17 protein-coding genes are annotated in these 16,722 nt (G+C 40.9%); 7 read left to right on the top strand and 10 right to left on the bottom strand.

Going from position 1 to position 16,722, the window contains the following annotated elements; all coding sequences use genetic code 11:
- Positions 1–107: 107 nt before the first annotated feature.
- Together ACFQ4X_RS18200 and ACFQ4X_RS18195 are read right to left on the bottom strand one after the other, a co-directional pair.
- The gene (locus tag ACFQ4X_RS18200; RefSeq protein ID WP_165389522.1) at positions 108–269 is read right to left on the bottom strand and encodes a hypothetical protein; all 162 of its coding nucleotides are present in this window, start codon (positions 267–269) and stop codon (positions 108–110) included.
- A 64-nt stretch (positions 270–333) separates the two neighbouring features.
- Positions 334–786: a DUF2269 family protein gene (locus ACFQ4X_RS18195; protein ID WP_379837674.1), complete on the bottom strand. Its 453-nt coding sequence runs from the start codon at positions 784–786 to the stop codon at positions 334–336.
- A 126-nt stretch (positions 787–912) separates the two neighbouring features.
- On the opposite strand from ACFQ4X_RS18195, the gene ACFQ4X_RS18190 reads away from it, so the two are divergent.
- Positions 913–1,629, top strand: a complete 717-nt coding sequence (locus ACFQ4X_RS18190) for a 5-formyltetrahydrofolate cyclo-ligase (protein WP_379837672.1) — start codon at positions 913–915, stop codon at positions 1,627–1,629.
- Here ACFQ4X_RS18190 and ACFQ4X_RS18185 read toward each other — a convergent pair whose 3' ends face one another.
- Positions 1,630–2,199: a DJ-1/PfpI family protein gene (locus ACFQ4X_RS18185; RefSeq protein WP_379837670.1), complete on the bottom strand. Its 570-nt coding sequence runs from the start codon at positions 2,197–2,199 to the stop codon at positions 1,630–1,632. It abuts the gene before it with no gap.
- A 328-nt stretch (positions 2,200–2,527) separates the two neighbouring features.
- Here ACFQ4X_RS18185 and ACFQ4X_RS18180 point away from each other — a divergent pair, with 328 nt between their 5' ends.
- The 5 genes from ACFQ4X_RS18180 (at position 2,528) to qoxD (ending at position 8,361) form a co-directional block, all read left to right on the top strand.
- Positions 2,528–3,880, top strand: coding sequence for an L-cystine transporter (locus tag ACFQ4X_RS18180; protein WP_379837956.1), 1,353 nt, complete (start codon positions 2,528–2,530; stop codon positions 3,878–3,880).
- A gap of 509 nt (positions 3,881–4,389) precedes the next feature.
- Entirely contained in the window at positions 4,390–5,364 is a 975-nt protein-coding gene (qoxA, locus tag ACFQ4X_RS18175; RefSeq protein ID WP_379837668.1) for a cytochrome aa3 quinol oxidase subunit II, read from the top strand.
- An 18-nt stretch (positions 5,365–5,382) separates the two neighbouring features.
- Complete coding sequence (qoxB, locus tag ACFQ4X_RS18170) at positions 5,383–7,323, top strand: cytochrome aa3 quinol oxidase subunit I (protein ID WP_379837666.1); 1,941 nt, start codon at positions 5,383–5,385, stop codon at positions 7,321–7,323.
- A 14-nt stretch (positions 7,324–7,337) separates the two neighbouring features.
- Positions 7,338–7,958 (top strand): cytochrome aa3 quinol oxidase subunit III, encoded by a 621-nt coding sequence (gene qoxC, locus ACFQ4X_RS18165; protein ID WP_379837664.1) that lies wholly within the window; start codon positions 7,338–7,340, stop codon positions 7,956–7,958.
- A complete protein-coding gene (qoxD, locus tag ACFQ4X_RS18160) occupies positions 7,951–8,361 on the top strand; it encodes a cytochrome aa3 quinol oxidase subunit IV (RefSeq protein ID WP_379837662.1) in 411 nt (136 codons plus the stop codon). Before qoxC ends, qoxD begins: the two co-directional genes overlap by 8 nt.
- Positions 8,362–8,688: 327 nt before the next feature.
- Here the strand turns inward: qoxD and ACFQ4X_RS18155 are convergent, their stop codons facing one another.
- From ACFQ4X_RS18155 to pdxK, 7 genes are all read right to left on the bottom strand, one after another.
- A complete protein-coding gene (locus ACFQ4X_RS18155) occupies positions 8,689–9,660 on the bottom strand; it encodes a nuclease-related domain-containing protein (protein ID WP_379837660.1) in 972 nt (323 codons plus the stop codon).
- Between the two features lie 124 nt (positions 9,661–9,784).
- Positions 9,785–11,056 (bottom strand): glutamate-5-semialdehyde dehydrogenase, encoded by a 1,272-nt coding sequence (locus ACFQ4X_RS18150; RefSeq protein ID WP_379837658.1) that lies wholly within the window; start codon positions 11,054–11,056, stop codon positions 9,785–9,787.
- Positions 11,057–11,108: 52 nt separating this feature from the next.
- A complete protein-coding gene (gene proB / locus ACFQ4X_RS18145) occupies positions 11,109–12,242 on the bottom strand; it encodes a glutamate 5-kinase (protein ID WP_379837656.1) in 1,134 nt (377 codons plus the stop codon).
- 305 nt (positions 12,243–12,547) lie between these two features.
- Positions 12,548–12,820 (bottom strand): spore morphogenesis/germination protein YwcE, encoded by a 273-nt coding sequence (locus ACFQ4X_RS18140; protein WP_066286041.1) that lies wholly within the window; start codon positions 12,818–12,820, stop codon positions 12,548–12,550.
- A gap of 204 nt (positions 12,821–13,024) precedes the next feature.
- Complete coding sequence (gene bshB2 / locus ACFQ4X_RS18135; RefSeq protein WP_379837653.1) at positions 13,025–13,669, bottom strand: bacillithiol biosynthesis deacetylase BshB2; 645 nt, start codon at positions 13,667–13,669, stop codon at positions 13,025–13,027.
- Positions 13,670–13,684: 15 nt separating this feature from the next.
- On the bottom strand, positions 13,685–14,035 hold the full coding sequence (locus ACFQ4X_RS18130) for a YojF family protein (RefSeq protein WP_251323263.1): 351 nt from the start codon (positions 14,033–14,035) through the stop codon (positions 13,685–13,687).
- 123 nt (positions 14,036–14,158) lie between these two features.
- The gene (pdxK, locus tag ACFQ4X_RS18125; protein ID WP_379837651.1) at positions 14,159–14,971 is read right to left on the bottom strand and encodes a pyridoxine/pyridoxal/pyridoxamine kinase; all 813 of its coding nucleotides are present in this window, start codon (positions 14,969–14,971) and stop codon (positions 14,159–14,161) included.
- A gap of 304 nt (positions 14,972–15,275) precedes the next feature.
- Between pdxK and treP the strand changes: the two genes are divergently transcribed.
- Entirely contained in the window at positions 15,276–16,679 is a 1,404-nt protein-coding gene (treP, locus tag ACFQ4X_RS18120) for a PTS system trehalose-specific EIIBC component (RefSeq protein ID WP_379837649.1), read from the top strand.
- The last annotated feature ends 43 nt before the right edge of the window (positions 16,680–16,722 follow it).

The raw sequence follows: 16,722 nt of genomic DNA, 5'->3' as shown, positions 1-16,722 counted from the left end.
CCCTCTTGATTATAGTATTGAATGGGGAAGGAACTCAATAGGTGTATGACGAATCGTGACAATGAAAAAGCACCCAAGGAGAAAAATTCCATGAGTGCCTTTGTGTATTATTCTTGTTCTCCAGTACGATTTTTAAAAGCTTCTTTTGTAGCCAGGTTTGCTGAATCAGTCTCGTCACTTTTTTGAACGAGTCTGTTTTGCAGTGTATTATCTGGAAAGCGACCTGGATGGCCCTTTTTCTTATGTTCGAATTCTTTTCCGCGTGCCATGTGTTTTTCACTCCTCGTCTCTTTACACCGTATTGTGTCCAAGAGAGAGGGAATTTATGAACACCTAAAAAGGTTTTACAACCATTAAAATGATTAGTACTACAGCTAAACCGTGTAAAAGATAAACATAAGGGTCAAGCTGTTTATCAACGGTCCGATAAGAATCGGGCAGTTCGTCGCCTTCATGTGATGCAAGAATTTCGCTCATTTGTTTTTGTTTCTTAGGAATGATGCCTATAACAAGTATTTGTGCAAGAACATAAATAACCAGCGATGAGAGGTACCAAACTTCACTAAAAAGTGCAGAATTTAAATAACCTAATAAAAGTCCAGTTGCAAGAAGTGTTAAGCTTCCGATCTTCGGTAAAGTTTCTATCTTTGCGTTCACTTCAAGTGCATATCGTGCCTGTGCGGCTGTTTTTGCGAATTTTGTAACGACTGGCATCGCAAAGCTTGCGCCAAGACCGACAATGGCTGCAATAATGTGAATCAAGACAAGTGTTCCGTATAGCGTCATATAAATAATCCCCCATTTCAATAAAAAATTTTTCTTTCCCCCACACAATTTATTACACTAAACAGGAGAATAGTCCTCTTTTTAATAATGACTTTTATCCTAAGAGAACAAAAAGGAGATGCAATAATGAACCAAAAGGATGAAATCAGACATAAAGTTTGGAACAAGCTCACTGAAGAAAAGCTGGGCAGATTTCCTTTTCCTTTAAAAAATCGAATCCCTAATTTTAAAGGAGCAGAGGCTGCTGCTAAATACATAACGGATATGAAAGAATACAAAGAAGCTAAAGTCATCAAAGTTAATCCTGATTCGCCTCAGCTGCCTCTTAGGACTCAAATTTTAAAGGACGGAAAAATGCTGCTCGTGCCGACGCCGAGACTTAAGGATGGTTTCATTCAAGTGAAGCCGGAGTGGGTTCCGAAGGGTGAGGAAAGAAAAGCGGCAAGTCTTTCAAGCATTATGAACTATGGGAAAGTGCTTCCTTTATCTAAGATGCCTTCGATCGACTTGATTGTAGTGGGATCGGTTGCCATTCACCGTGACGGCAGAAGACTTGGAAAAGGCGAAGGATATGCGGACAGGGAATATGCGATTATACGCGAGCTTGGGAATAAAGAAGTACCCGTGATCACTTCCATTCAAAGTGCTCAGCTGGTTGATGATAATATTCCTGTTGATGTGTTTGACTTAACGGTGGATTGGATTGCGACTGAAAAAGGATTGATCGAAACAAAATCGCCTTATCCAAAACCGACAGGGATTGTTTGGGCAGAGGTAAGTGAAGAGGACATGGAAACCATGCCCGTTTTAAAAGAAATTAAAGAGTTGATTTCTAACAAATAATTAAGACATAGAAGGTTCTTTAAAGTATTGCAAAGGACTTTTTTCATCTGCAGGTACAATTTTCAGCTGACGCAATACTTCTTCAGCGAAACTGATGTAGTTTGAGCCTGTAGAAGTGACTACATTTTGATCTGTAACAAGATGTTCTTCTTTTTTGTTGTCCCAGTTCATTACGGGCAGATATTGTGTGTCATTTTGAGTGAGGGAAGCGGTATATCTTACGTGGTTCAGAATTCCGGCAGCTCCCAGTAATGCTGGTCCTCCGCATATAGCACCAATCAGTTTATTGCTATCGAAAAAAGTGCGAATTATGTTTGTCACACCAGTGTCTTCAAGCAAGTGATAGGGATTTCCGCCTGGAATGATAAGTGCTGAGTGATCATCCGGATCAACTTCATTAATTGTTATATCAGGCATGATCTTCAATTTGCCGGCTGATGTAACCGTTCTGCCAGATGAATATGGTGAACATGTAACTAATTCATAGTCAGAACCATTTAAACAAGTGATTAAAATTGAAATTTCAAATTCAGCGAAAGAATCATACACAAACAGTAATACTTTTTTCATATCTTGACCTCCTTTTGTATATCCAAATTTTAGCACCTGCTCATATGAATTTGCTACAAAAACAAGCATAATTTATTTCTCGAAGGAATATATCTGAAACACAAGTAAATAAACTCACAAAAAACGAAGACACAATCACACTAAAGGCTCGTTCTTTCTATTGGGGAAGGCTTGCCTTTTTATTGTGCAAAAGAGGAGGTGACTGCTAAAAATATTCCCTCAGTAATTCCTACTTGACAGATAGGTTTTATTGTATTAATTTATTTTAGTTAACTAAAGGGGGGACTTGTAGGTGACTACTTACTTAGTTTTATCAAATATTGCAATTATGCTTATACTTTTAGGTGTTTTGTTTTACATGCAAAAGAAACACGTTTCCTTTTCTAAACGTGTATTCACAGGCCTTGGATTAGGGATTCTCTCCGGTCTTGTTCTTCAGTACGGTTATGGTGCTGATTCTGAAGTTGCAGCAAAATCTACTGATTGGTTCAATTTAGTAGGCGGCGGTTATGTAACATTCTTAAAAATGATCGTTATGCCGCTTGTGTTCATTTCCATCCTATCCGCGTTTACTCGATTAAACCTTAAAGGAAACATCGGGAAATTAAGCGGATTAATTATCGGAATCTTAGTAGGAACAACTGCAATAGCAGCGGTTGTTGGGATTGGAACGTCTGTTGCTTTCGATCTTGAAGCTGTTCAAATTGAACAGGGTGAAGCAGAAACTGCGCGTGGTGAGCAGATGGAAGGTACTTTTGCAGAAGTGAAAGACTTAACATTGCCGCAGCAGATTCTATCATTGCTGCCAGCTAATCCGTTTTTAGATTTTACAGGTGCTAGACCAACTTCAACGATTGCAGTTGTTATCTTTGCGGCATTCCTTGGGATTGCATATCTGGGGGTGAAGCGCAAGCAGGAAGAACATGCTGAGTTGTTTGCAAAGATTGTTGACGCTTTTTACTCTGTGATTATGCGTGTTGTAACGCTGATTCTCCGTTTAACACCATACGGAGTACTTGCCTTAATGACAAAAACGGTAGCACTTAGTGATATGGGTGCGATTGCGAAGCTTGGTAAGTTTGTTATTGCTTCTTATGTAGCACTTTTGATCATGTTTGGAATTCACTTGTTACTGTTGACGTTTGCTGGGTTAAACCCAATCACATATATGAAAAAATCATTCCCGGTACTATCTTTTGCCTTTACATCCCGTACAAGTGCAGGAGCGCTTCCTCTAAACATCCGAACACAAAAGAGCATGGGTGTACCTGATGGAATTGCGAACTTCTCAGGTTCATTCGGACTTTCAATCGGTCAAAATGGCTGTGCTGGCATTTATCCAGCGATGCTTGCCGTGATGATCGCTCCGACTGTCGGAATCGATCCGCTGTCACCATCGTTCTTGTTGACTCTCGTTGTAGTTGTAGCCCTTAGCTCGTTTGGTGTAGCAGGTGTAGGTGGCGGAGCGACATTTGCAGCGATTCTTGTATTGTCTGCGATGGATCTTCCGATTGCATTAGCTGGTCTATTGATCTCAGTTGAACCATTGATCGATATGGGCCGTACAGCTGTAAACGTGAGCGGCGCGATGACATCGGGACTGTTAACGAGTAAAGTTCAGAAACAATTAGATACAGATGCTTACAATGACAGTGAAAATCAAGTTGAGGTAAGTGCGTAACCATCTCAATGAACGATCTTGCCTTCGGGCAGGGTCGTTTTTTGTTTGCCTGAACGGTTGTCCTAGTACTTGCATGGAATACATAAAGTCATTCGATAAAACTGAATAAATATTAGGCGCAGGATAATAAGATCCTGCGTTTTATTTATGTTTGTAAAAATCCACTAAAAAGGTGTGAAGCCTTTCCAATTAGGGTAAAAATTATAAACTGAACTTTCTAAAAGAGGGTATCCCATTACCAGCAGATGAAGGCTCTTCCAAATTCGTGAACATTGTATGTCAAAACTGTGATAAAGTTGTGAGCTTTATTTGAAGTTCTGGTGACATTTATTTACGGATAAGCCACATTTCAAGGGATTCTGATACTATGAAGGCAAAGGTTTTTTGTCATTTGGTTTTGCCTTTGATATCCATTGTGATTTGTTTCACAATGTACTATAATCACTTGTGGTTCGATTTATATAAGGCAAAAAGAAATGCTTTTAAATAGAGAAAGGAAGGTGGACCTGGTGATGCAACGGTTAAAGCCGTTTTTAACATTCGGGTTATTGATGGCCGTGTTCATGCTAAGCGGCTGCAGCGATATGGTGGTTTTAGATCCTAAAGGACCTGTTGGTGAACAGCAGAAGGATCTTATTATGTATTCGATCTGGTTTATGTTATTTATCTTGCTGGTCGTATATGCACTTACAGCTTTTATTGTTTATAAATATCGTGACCGCAAAAATCATAAGGGCTATGATCCTGATAATGAAGGAAGTCATTTGCTTGAGACGATTTGGTGGATCATTCCTATTATAATTGTTGTTGCTCTATCGATTCCGACGGTTAAAACAATCTATTCTCTTGAAGGACCTCCTGAAGAGACAAAAGATCAAAAGCCATTGGTGATTCATGCAACATCTGTGGATTGGAAATGGGTTTTCACTTACCCTGAGCAAGACATTGAAACGGTAAACTATCTTCATATCCCTGAAGATCGACCTGTTCTATTTAAATTGACTTCAGCCGATTCTATGGCATCATTTTGGGTTCCTCAACTAGGCGGCCAAAAATATGCGATGGCTGGCATGGAGACTGAGCTTTACTTGCAAGCTGATGAGCAAGGAACGTATGAGGGACGCAACTCCAACTTTACAGGAGAAGGTTTTACAGATCATACGTTTGATGTAATGGCTATGTCTGATGAAGAGTTTGAAAAGTGGGCGAGCGAAACGAATGCTGAAGCTCCTGAACTGACAAAGGAACAGTACGACAAGCTGATGCTTCCTGGCCACGTGAAAGAAATGACGTTCTCTTCTACTCACTTAGGTTTTGTTAATCATGCTGATGAAGCAGATTATGCGATTAAAGTACGTGAGCGATTAGGCTATGAGCCACTAATTCCTCACTCAAAAGAAGCAAAGAAAAAGCGTGAAGAAGAAAAGAAAAAGAAACAAGAACAAGAAGAATCAGAGTCTCATGGGGATTCACATGCCCATTAACAGAGGAGGCAACGTAATATGAAATGGGATGAATTTTTCGTAACAGGCGACCCGCTGATCTATGGGGCTGACGTTTCCATTGTTTTAACAATGGTGGGGATCCTGTTTTACTTGACTAGATATAAAAAGTGGAAATGGCTATGGACAGAATGGCTAACAACAGTTGACCATAAAAAACTCGGTATCATGTATATCGTTTCTGCAGTTCTTATGCTTTTCCGCGGTGGTGTCGATGCGCTTTTAATGCGTACGCAGCTCGCTGTTCCTGAGGCGAAATTCCTCGATTCACAGCACTATAACGAGATTTTTACAACTCATGGTACGATCATGATTATTTTCATGGCGATGCCGTTTTTGATTGGTTTAATAAACGTTGTTGTTCCGCTTCAAATCGGAGCTCGTGACGTTGCTTATCCTTATTTAAACGCAGTAAGTTTCTGGACGTTCTTTATCGGAGCGATGCTGTTTAACATCTCGTTCGTTATCGGTGGTTCGCCATCAGCAGGCTGGACGAGTTACATGCCGCTTGCGAGTAACGAACTGAGTCCCGGACCAGGGCAGAACTACTATTTATGGGGTCTGCAAATTGCGGGTATCGGTACACTTCTAACAGGGATCAACTTCCTTGTTACGATTTTAAAGATGCGTGCACCGGGAATGACATTGTTCCGTATGCCGATGTTCACTTGGTCATCACTTGTAACAATGGTTATCATTATTTTCGCTTTCCCGATTTTAACAGTAGCACTTGCACTTATGTCATTTGACCGTTTGTTCGGAAGCCACTTCTTCACTCTTCAAGGTGAGGGGATGGATATGCTTTGGGCTAACCTTTTCTGGCTATGGGGTCACCCAGAGGTATATATCGTAATCTTGCCGGCATTCGGTATGTTCTCAGAAATTATTTCTACGTTCTCTAGAAAAACATTGTTTGGTTATAAAGCCATGATCTGGTCTATGCTTCTTATCGCAGGATACAGTTTCTTGGTTTGGGTCCACCATTTCTTTACGATGGGCTCAGGTGCAGCCGTTAACTCTGTATTCTCCATCACAACGATGGCGATCGGTATTCCGACAGGGGTTAAGATTTTCAACTGGCTGTTCACGATGTACAGAGGTAAGATTCAATTTGCGACGCCGATGCTTTGGTCACTAGGCTTTATCGTGAACTTCGTAGTCGGCGGGGTTACAGGTGTCATGCTTGCGATGGCAGCTGCTGACTATCAGTACCACAACACATATTTCCTAGTATCTCACTTCCATTATGTGTTGATCGCAGGTACAGTATTTGCATGTTTCGCTGGTTTAATCTACTGGTACCCTAAGATGTTTGGCTACAAGCTGAACGAACGTATCGGTAAATGGGTATTCTGGCTGTTTACAATCGGATTTAACGTATGTTTCATGCCGCAATACTTCCTAGGTCTTGATGGTATGCCTAGACGTGTTTACACTTACAGCGAAGAGTCTGGCTGGGGTCCACTGAACATGGTTTCTACACTCGGCGGATTCATGATGGGTATCGCGTTCTTAGTACTCGTTTACAACATGTACTACAGCTTCCGTTTCGCGAAGCGTGAAACAACTGGTGACGCTTGGGATGGCCGTACGCTTGAATGGTCTACTCCATCAGCAATGCCGCCATTTTATAACTTTGCTAAAATTCCAGAGGTTACTGGTCTTGACCATTTCTGGAGACAGAAACAAGCAGGTAAAGTTGAGAAACTGACAGCTAAAGATATTAAAAAGATTCATATGCCTAGCAACTCTGGTGTACCGTTCATTATGGGATCGTTCTTCTTTGTTCTCGGATTCGGTTTTGTATTTGACTGGATGTGGATGGCGATTCTCGGTGGAATTGGTGTTATCGGAACATTGATTTATCGTTCATTTGAATATGATGACGGGTATTATGTAAGTGTTGAAGAAGTACTTGAAACAGAAAAGATTTCTAAATAAGGAGGCGTGAAAAAATGGCACATGCAGAAACACACGACCCCAACACGCCTTTAGAGTATCGTTCGGAGGTCGGGCGTTTAAATATTCTCGGTTTCTGGATTTTTCTAGGGGCAGAAATTGCGTTGTTCGCAACGTTATTCGCAACATATATGGTATTAACACATCGTATTGCTGACGGTCCGGCTCTTGGTGAACTGTTTGAAATAAAGAGTTTGTTGATTCAAACCTTCTTGCTTCTAACAAGTAGTTTCACTTGCGGACTCGCTGTTCACGAAATGCGCCGTCATAATGTAAAAGGCTTGATCACGTGGATGGTCGTTACGCTTGGACTTGGACTTGGATTCCTTTATTTCGAGATTCAGGAGTTCTTGCACTTTATTCATGAGGGTGCAAACATTGGTACGAGTGCAGCATGGTCAGGATTCTTCGTTCTCGTAGGTACTCACGGTGCCCACGTAACGTTCGGTATCTTCTGGGTAACGATGGTCTTGATCCAAGTGGCTAAACGCGGTTTGACGCCTGCCACTTCTGCAAAAGTTTTCATCACCAGTCTATACTGGCACTTCTTAGACGTTGTGTGGATTTTCATCTTCACTGCCGTTTATCTGATGGGGATGGTGATGCATCATGGCTAATAAAACAGCAGCTAATGGACATGGCGGATTCCCTTGGAAACACTTGATTGGATTCGTGCTCTCCATCGTGTTGACGCTGTTCGCACTATGGATTGCATTGGAAACTGATTTGTCACTGACTTGGATATTAATTATTATTTTCGGATTTGCGTTCTTGCAGGCTGCCTTGCAGCTCTTGATGTTCATGCACGTGACAGAGAACTCGACAAGCACGAAGCTTACGGGCCGCGTACAGGTAGGTAACATCCTGTTTGCAGCATTCGTAGCGATTGTTATCGTAATCGGTTCTGTCTGGGTTATGACAGCAGGCCACGCAAAACACGACAAACATGACGAACCGAAGACTGAGAACCATGGCGAACATGGAGGAGAAGAGAAGTCTGAGGAGCATGGGAGTCATTAATATTGTTGAAAAAGCCTCTTGCTTGGTTGCAGGAGGCTTTTTTGTGTGGGAAATGGATGATGTGGGCTCTCGTTTGGCGAGAGCCTTCGATATTTATAATAAATTTGAAGGCTCTAATCGATTAGAGCCCTCCATTTATACTTTGCCTGAGGGGATATGCGCGCTCAGGTAGCATTATGCGCGCTAAGAGAGCTTTTATGCGCGTTCAGGGAGTTTTATGCGCGTTCAGGGAGAATTATGCGCGGTCAGGGAGCTCTTATGCGCGCTCAGGAAGATTTATGCGCGTTCAGGGAGCTTTATGCGCGCTCAGCGAGCTTTATTGCATGTTCATTTACTTGGGCAAGGTAGATGATAGTATCTTCCCTTGCCAGAACCACTTAGATCTAGATTCATTGATCGTAAGAGGCGATTAGCTACATGTCTGGATTGCAATTGTAAAAAGTCACAAAACTGTTTATTTGTAATCCTTGTTCCATATAGTAGAACATAATCCTCTAAAGTAGGTATGTGCAGATTTCGATCCTCATTAGAACATTTTGCACAAACCCAAGTTCTATTTTTCCTCACAACAGGCATATAAAAGCACTCAGTACAATAAACACCTTTGATAATGTCCTTTTCTTCAATTTGATACCTTTTTAATAAGTCGGGATTATCGGGAGTGTGGTGTCGGACAAGCATCTTGGATAATTTCGTGATTTCTTTTTTCGTCAGCTTCTCAACTGAATTCATCTTATCGAAAACTTGAATTCGTTCTTGTAGATAAGGACTATGGGTGACATATTGAAGTACGTCTTTATGAGAGGGAAGGGATTTGATGATGGTTCTGGGGTTGCTCATTACAACCAGAGAATGGATAGGGATATTAGGAACACGATTTTTAGACAGCCAATCAGTTAAATGCGAACGCTGGCGCTTTACTTGAAAAATAGGATTTTGAAAGGCTTCTTCCGTACCGTCGTCTCGGATTCTGATGACCTGATTGAGATGATCAAAATGTAAAGTTCCAGTGATGTATTTTACTTCGAGGATTAAAATATAACGTGTGGATAAAAGAAGCGTATCAAGCTGAAAAAAACTGTCGTTGGCAGCAAGCCTTAAATCATGAAGAACAGAATAGCCCTTACTCAAGAAAGGTTTTAAAAAATAATCGTTCGATTGTTCACCATGATGTCCTGCGAGTCTTCCGCCTAATTCATCTGAAATGGTTAATAGTTTTGGATGATTTTGAATCAAACGCCGCTGAAAAACCTCTAACTTTTTGATTCTAAGCGACTTTGAGCGATCTTTAACTAACATTGACGACCTCCTTTGCTACATAACTATTCTCCTTAACCGAAGTTTTACCTGCCGGAAAACAATAAAAAAAGCAGCCCCGCCTAAGCGAGACTGCTTTCAATAGCAGTTGTAATACTAAAATTTATTACCTAACCTGCCCATCACCAGTCATACGATATTTAATCGTAGTCAGTGCAGGTAACCCCATCGGCCCGCGTGCATGGAGCTTCTGTGTTGAGATTCCAATCTCAGCTCCAAATCCAAGGGCTGAGCCGTCTGTGAAGCGTGTTGAAGCATTTTGGTATACAGCCGCTGCATCAACAGCATTCAAGAAATATACCGCCTTTTCAGCATCTTCCGTTACCACTGCTTCAGAGTGCTTCGTGCCATAACGCTCAATGTGAGACACGGCTTCTTCAACTGATCCAACGACTTTTACAGCTACAGCCAAACTTAAATATTCTTCAGCCCAGTCTTTTTCAGTAGCTGGGATAACGTCTGGCAGTATCTCACCAGCCTTTTCGTCACCATGAACTTCGATCCCATGCTTATCAAGTAAAGCTGCAACTCGATCTTTGTTTTGCTCTAACCATGCTTCATGGAAGATAAACGTTTCGGCTGCATTACACACGGCAGGGCGGTCTGTTTTTGCATTCTCTAAAATAGCCAGTGCTTTTTCAACGTCTGCATACTGATCGACATAGATGTGGCAGTTACCGACACCTGTTTCGAGAACAGGTACTGTGGCATTCTCAACCACTGTCTGGATCAGTTTTCCTCCGCCGCGAGGAATCAGAACGTCAATGTGCTCTTTCATCGTAAACAACTGTCCGGCAGCTTCGCGGTCTGTTGAAGCGATGAACTGTACAGCATCCTCAGGGATCTTTGTATCAGCTAATGCTTTATGAATGACAGATACAATCGCAGAGTTGGAGTGGATTGCGTTCGATCCGCCTTTCAACACGATAGCATTCCCTGATTTCAGTGCTAATCCAGTAGCATCAACGGTTACATTCGGACGTGCTTCATAAATCATTCCGATTACACCTAATGGAACGCGGACTTGTTCTACTTTTAAACCGTTGTCTAACGTCCATCCTGATAAAATTTCTCCTACAGGATCCTGAAGTTCAACAACTTTACGAAGGCCATCAGCAAATTCTTTTACACGGTCAGAAGTTAGGCGCAGACGGTCCATAAGGGCGTCTGAAAAACCTTTTTCTTCACCATTAACTAAATCTTTTTTGTTCTCTATTAAAATAAAATCCGATTCTTTTTCTAAAACATCTGCGATTACTAATAAAGCTTCGTTTTTCTCTTTTTCAGTCAGTAAGGCAAGCTTTTTAGAAGCCTTTTGTGCAAGCTTTGCCTGATCTTTTACATTTAATGGTTTGGTTGTACTATTAAAAGTACTCATCCAACGCCTCCTTGTAATTTTTAAACGTTTGTTTAATTTTCATCAAAAAATCCTAGTGAATCGGTACTGCTAAACGTGTGTGACACACTAAATCATCATTGTTGATTGCTTCTTCTGGACCAACGTCTTCAAGTTCGTCTGTTGAGAAGCCTTTGATCTTAATGAGTTGTTTTGATGAATAATTAGAAACACCTAATCCAACTTCATTGCCATCAAGGTCTTTAATACGGACGACAGAACCTTTTTTAAAGTGTCCACTTACATAGTGGATTCCAGTAGGGTATAGGCTTTTTAGGTCATCGATTCCTTCTTTTGCTTTATTGGTTACGACAATTTCACCTTCAGGACCTGAATGGAACGCAATCCATTGCAATTTTGTATCCAGATTGAATTCGTTCTTTTTAGGAACAAAATAAGTTCCTCGTGCGTCTCCTGTCACTGCTTTATGAATGATGTCATTTGCAGTTGCATTACCAAGGAATGATGAGATGCCTGAAGCCATTGCAATCTTGACTGCATCAATTTTAGAACGCATTCCGCCTGTGCCGACCGCACTGCCGGGTTCGCCAGCCGAATCCTCAATTTCTGGTGTAATTTCGCTTACTTTCGTTAATAGTTTAGCTTCTGGATTTTTTCTTGGGTCTTCTGTATATAGACCGTCAATGTCTGAAAGGATGATCAGTTGATCCGCATCTACAAGTCCTGCCACTTTTGCAGAAAGTGTATCGTTATCTCCAAACTTTAAACGTTCGACTGTTACCGTATCATTTTCATTCACGATTGGAATGATGCCGCGGTCTAAGAGAACATTTATTGTATTTCGTGCATTGTGATAACGATTGCGGTCAGAAAAGTCACTTCTAGTGATCAAGATTTGTGAAGCAGTATAGCCATGTGACACAAATCTTTCGGAATAAGCTTCCATTAGAAGACCTTGTCCGATTGAAGCAGCTGCTTGTTTTTCAGATAAGGTAGTTGGACGGTTTAAGCATCCTAATCTTCTGTACCCTGCTGCAACTGCGCCGGATGAGACTAGCAATACCTCGTGTCCTTCATCTTTTAATTTTACAACTTCATCTACAAGACGTTCTAATTTACGTCTGCTAATATCACCAAGTCCGCTCGTCAATGAGCTGGAACCAATCTTTATTACAATACGTTTATTTTTTGTTTCATTAAAAGCCATATCCGGTGTTAATCACTCCTGTTTTGTTAGTTAGTTTTTTGTGTTTTTTATTTACTTGTCCGGTCAAAAATTCAACGTTACTGAGTATAACATGGTCAGATTTTATGACAATAGGGTTTGGTGAGATAGTGTAGAAAACGGGCAAAAAGTGAAGAAAATCGAAGTAAGGAAGGATATATACGCTATAGAGGATGAGGGGAGATGAGAGGATGATGAGCCGAGGTATACCGCGGAATTTCTCAGGTTTAATTTACCAATAAATGCAAAAACCCCTCTAAATGAATAGAGGGGAGCAATGTCTTATCTTAATATTCTTTTTCCATTTTGCGTTTCGCCAAGTATGGACGGCCCCAAACAACGTATGCTGCATAATGAGCAAAAACGACGTTTGCAATAAATACCGTTATAAAGAAACTATGAACAAACAGGCTTAAACTGTCATATGCCATAAATAATCCAACGTAAGTCCATAACAGGGCGATAAACGGTATCTGTGCAAGTGCGAGCTTACGGCTATCATGCCACAAGAATAGCGGTGTCGCAGTTGCTACAAACAAATAAACCATAAAAACATCCATTACATATCAACCCCTTGATGTAGTGTACACGCTTACAATTTTGACAAATTAGCGTCTAAAATGTGAACGATTTGTTACATTTAGTATACCACAATAGGAGGGAAATGCCACATGGATTTGTACATTTTTTTGAAAATTCAAGTTATTAATCATAAAAAAAGAATCCGAAAGCCCATCAAGGCAACGAATTCTAAGACTTAAAAGTTATAACGGATACCGCCAAAATCTTTCTTTTTGAACCCATTCCAGCATTGCAGGATCTTTTTCTACGCTATTAACGAGCCATTGCGTCTGGGAGCGATGCGCTTTGATGCAGTTCATTTTATCTTCAAAAACATCAGAAACATCTGTAACAATGTGAGGAGCACCAAGGTCCTCTTCAGAATTCCTGGCAAAAGCTACACATAAAAGCTCTGGTCGCGCCGACTCATCCATGCTTTTAACCGCACGCACTACGGCTCTTCCCGTTGCTTCATGATCGGGGTGCACACTGTATCCTGGATAAAAAGTAATAATAGTTGCTGGCTTCACTTCATCAATGACAGATAAAAATTGTTCAGCGAGAAGCTGTTCGTCTTCAAATTCAATCGTCTTATCGCGAAGTCCAAATTGACGAAGATCTTCAATGCCAACTGCCGCACAAGCATTTTCCAATTCTTTTTGACGGATAAGAGGGAGGGATTCACGAGTTGCGAAAGGCGGATTTCCCATGTTTCTCCCCATCTGACCTAAAGTAAGGCAAATATAAGTAACGGGTGAACCCTTTTTCGTGTGTTTGGCAATTGTCCCTGATACTCCAAAAGCTTCATCATCCGGATGAGGAAAGATGACTAATAAGTGATCGTTCATGAATGATAACCTCCTTTATACATCAAATGGGGAAGAACTGAGCTGAAGAGCGACAGCCAGACGGCCTTCTTGATCATGACCCGCAAGAAGAAGCCTTCCTTCTGAGTCGATTTCCCAATGTGTTAATCCTTCTGCATAGATCCAGCCAAGTTCAATCTTTAAACCGACACGAAAAGGACCGATTCCCATGATCTTTCCAGACAAAGGTGTTACTTTTCCGTTTCGGATATATGCATTAACAGTAAGTACTGATTCATTATTGTGATTGGCATAAGCGCCGTTTGTGGTTTCCAAATGCAAATAAAGTTCTTTACCGATAAGTTGATCCAGTGCGTTCTGGACGTCATTAGCTTGAATAGGCTGCATACTTCACACTCCTGCTTATGATAGATGTACTTATTATAATTCAAAACAGCAGAAATCGTGTATGGATATGCCTGTCATAAAAAAGAGAGCCGATTCTATCAAACCGGCTCATCCATAAAAGTATTACTTATTTAGTTTATCGCGGTATGCTCCGTGCCATGTTGGTCCTACATATTGATTAAGTTCAAAACCTGATGCGATTGCTTCTGTAATAAAATCTTTTGCCGTAAGAATCGCTTCACGTGCAGGCTTTCCTTTTGCAAGTTCAGCTGTAATTGCAGCTGAGAATGTGCATCCCGCTCCATGCGTCCACGTTGTTTCGATTCTCTCTGATTCTAATACTTCGAACTCGTTTCCATCATATAAAACATCTACTGCACTTTCGTGATCCAGCTTGCCGCCGCCTTTTACGATAACGTATTTTGCACCGTTAGCTTGAATCTTATGAGCTGCTTCCATCATCTGTTCAACTGTTGTGATTGGTTCCATGCCAGCAAGTTGTGCTGCTTCAAAAAGGTTAGGTGTAACAACTGTTGCTTTTGGTACAAGAACATTTTGCAGTGTGCTTGCCAGTTCAGGGTGCAGTGGTTCTGCTCCTTTACAAACCATTACTGGATCGATTACTACGTTTTGAAGGTTATGTTTTTCAATTAGATCAGCTGTTATTTGGATTGCTTCCACAGATGCAAGCATACCTGTTTTTAATGCATCCACTCCAATTCCTGATACGACCGTTTCCAGCTGCTTTTTAAACATATCAGCAGGCAATAAAAATACTTCATGGAACCAGTCGCGATGCGGATCTTGAGCGACTACAACGTTAAGTGCTGTCATGCCGTAAACGCCAAGCTCTTGGAACGTTTTTAAATCAGCTTGAATACCTGCTCCGCCGCTAGTATCTGAGCCTGCAATAGTAAGTGCTTTTTTAGGTGACATTCTATGATCTCCTTTTCAGTTCGTTTCTGCTTCTGTAACAGATTATATCAAAAGAAAATAGGAAAAGGAAAAGTTGCGTTTATTAGTAAATAACACCAATCAAACGAAAGAGTTGACTTATTTGTATATACAGGTTAAATTGTTTTTGTGATATGTATATACAAGTTTTTAGATTCTTTGCAAACGCTTAATACAGCAGTTTGATTAAAGTACTAGTTTTCATCACATGATAATCAAGGGTATAGAAACGATAAGACCTTTTTTTATCAGCAGTAATGGAAACGGTTTCTAGGAGGGAACATTAATGAGCAAAATCCGCGAAACAGCTGAACAAATCGTCGTGGCTCTCGGCGGTAAAGATAATATATCTGCGGCTACACACTGTGTCACACGGCTTCGCCTTGCATTGAAGGACGAAGGGAAAGTAGATGAGAAAGCACTTGAGGATATTGATTTAGTTAAAGGATCGTTCTCAGCAAACGGCCAATATCAAGTTGTAATCGGACAAGGAACCGTTGATAAAGTGTACAACGAATTTATCGACATCACTGGTACAGGTCGGGCTTCAAAGGAAGACATTAAAGACGAAGCAAGCAAGAAATTGAATCCGCTTCAAAGAGCGATTAAAGCTTTAGCTGACATCTTTATTCCGATCCTTCCAGCCATCGTTACAGCAGGTCTATTAATGGGTATCAACAACATTCTGACAGGACCGGGCATTTTTTATGATGAAAAATCATTTATTGATGTTCACAAAAACTGGGCAGATCTCGCTGGCATCATTAACCTGATCGCCAATACCGCTTTCGTGTTCTTGCCTGCTTTAATCGGATGGTCAGCCGTTAAGAAGTTTGGCGGAAGTCCTTTGCTTGGTATCGTCCTTGGACTGATGCTCGTTCATCCAGATCTTTTAAATGCTTGGGACTACGGTAAAACAAAGGATATTCCGACATGGAATTTGTTTGGTCTGCCGATTGAAAAAGTTGGTTATCAAGGTCAAGTATTGCCAGTACTAATTGCATCTTATGTGTTAGCTAAAATTGAACTCTTTTTGAAAAAGCGTATTCCCGATTCACTGCAGCTATTGTTAGTTGCACCAATCACATTGTTAGTAACAGGATTCTTAGCATTTATCGTTATCGGTCCAATTACGTTCTCGATCGGTAATGCTGTGACAGACTTCTTCGTATCTATTTTTGATAACTTTGCTTGGTTAGGCGGATTGATTTACGGAGGATTTTACGCACTTCTCGTTGTGACTGGAATGCACCATACGTTCTTAGCTGTCGATCTGCAGCTTATCTCAAATACTGGCGGAACATTCTTATGGCCGATGCTTGCATTATCAAACATCGCTCAAGGTTCAGCTGCACTTGCCATGTTCGTTGCAGCACGTGATGAGAAGTTAAAAGGACTTGCAGGAACATCAGCTTTATCTGCTTATCTTGGTATTACTGAACCTGCTATGTTCGGGGTTAACTTACGCTTTAAATATCCATTTATCTTTGCGATGATCGGTTCTGCAATTGCAGGTATCGTGATTACGATTGCTGGCGTAAAAGCATCTTCCATTGGTGTAGGCGGAATTCCTGGATTCCTTTCAATTCTTCCTGGAAGCTGGGGTTCATTCTTTATCGGAATGGGAATCGTAATCGTCGTGCCATTTGTATTGACGTATTTCTATGCAAAATTGAAAAAAGATAAGTAAACGCTAAAAACATTTAAAACAAAACAACCGGATGATTCGTGAT

The organism is Fictibacillus halophilus (assembly GCF_042680145.1).
Taxonomy (GTDB): Bacteria; Bacillota; Bacilli; order Bacillales; family Fictibacillaceae; genus Fictibacillus; species Fictibacillus halophilus_A.
This window is presented reverse-complemented; position numbering and strand designations above follow the sequence as displayed.

Bases quoted from the DNA above. Each gene is read 5' to 3' on its own strand.
- ACFQ4X_RS18140 (WP_066286041.1), bottom strand. From the start codon at position 12,820: ATGGATGTTTTTATGGTTTATTTGTTTGTAGCAACTGCGACACCGCTA.
- ACFQ4X_RS18150 (WP_379837658.1), bottom strand. From the start codon at position 11,056: ATGAGTACTTTTAATAGTACAACCAAACCATTAAATGTAAAAGATCAG.
- ACFQ4X_RS18200 (WP_165389522.1), bottom strand. From the start codon at position 269: ATGGCACGCGGAAAAGAATTCGAACATAAGAAAAAGGGCCATCCAGGT.
- treP (WP_379837649.1), top strand. From the start codon at position 15,276: ATGAGCAAAATCCGCGAAACAGCTGAACAAATCGTCGTGGCTCTCGGC.
- proB (WP_379837656.1), bottom strand. From the start codon at position 12,242: ATGGCTTTTAATGAAACAAAAAATAAACGTATTGTAATAAAGATTGGT.
- pdxK (WP_379837651.1), bottom strand. From the start codon at position 14,971: ATGTCACCTAAAAAAGCACTTACTATTGCAGGCTCAGATACTAGCGGC.
- ACFQ4X_RS18155 (WP_379837660.1), bottom strand. From the start codon at position 9,660: ATGTTAGTTAAAGATCGCTCAAAGTCGCTTAGAATCAAAAAGTTAGAG.
- qoxB (WP_379837666.1), top strand. From the start codon at position 5,383: ATGAAATGGGATGAATTTTTCGTAACAGGCGACCCGCTGATCTATGGG.
- ACFQ4X_RS18190 (WP_379837672.1), top strand. From the start codon at position 913: ATGAACCAAAAGGATGAAATCAGACATAAAGTTTGGAACAAGCTCACT.
- bshB2 (WP_379837653.1), bottom strand. From the start codon at position 13,669: ATGAACGATCACTTATTAGTCATCTTTCCTCATCCGGATGATGAAGCT.
- qoxD (WP_379837662.1), top strand. From the start codon at position 7,951: ATGGCTAATAAAACAGCAGCTAATGGACATGGCGGATTCCCTTGGAAA.
- qoxC (WP_379837664.1), top strand. From the start codon at position 7,338: ATGGCACATGCAGAAACACACGACCCCAACACGCCTTTAGAGTATCGT.
- ACFQ4X_RS18195 (WP_379837674.1), bottom strand. From the start codon at position 786: ATGACGCTATACGGAACACTTGTCTTGATTCACATTATTGCAGCCATT.
- ACFQ4X_RS18180 (WP_379837956.1), top strand. From the start codon at position 2,528: ATGCTTATACTTTTAGGTGTTTTGTTTTACATGCAAAAGAAACACGTT.
- ACFQ4X_RS18130 (WP_251323263.1), bottom strand. From the start codon at position 14,035: ATGCAGCCTATTCAAGCTAATGACGTCCAGAACGCACTGGATCAACTT.
- ACFQ4X_RS18185 (WP_379837670.1), bottom strand. From the start codon at position 2,199: ATGAAAAAAGTATTACTGTTTGTGTATGATTCTTTCGCTGAATTTGAA.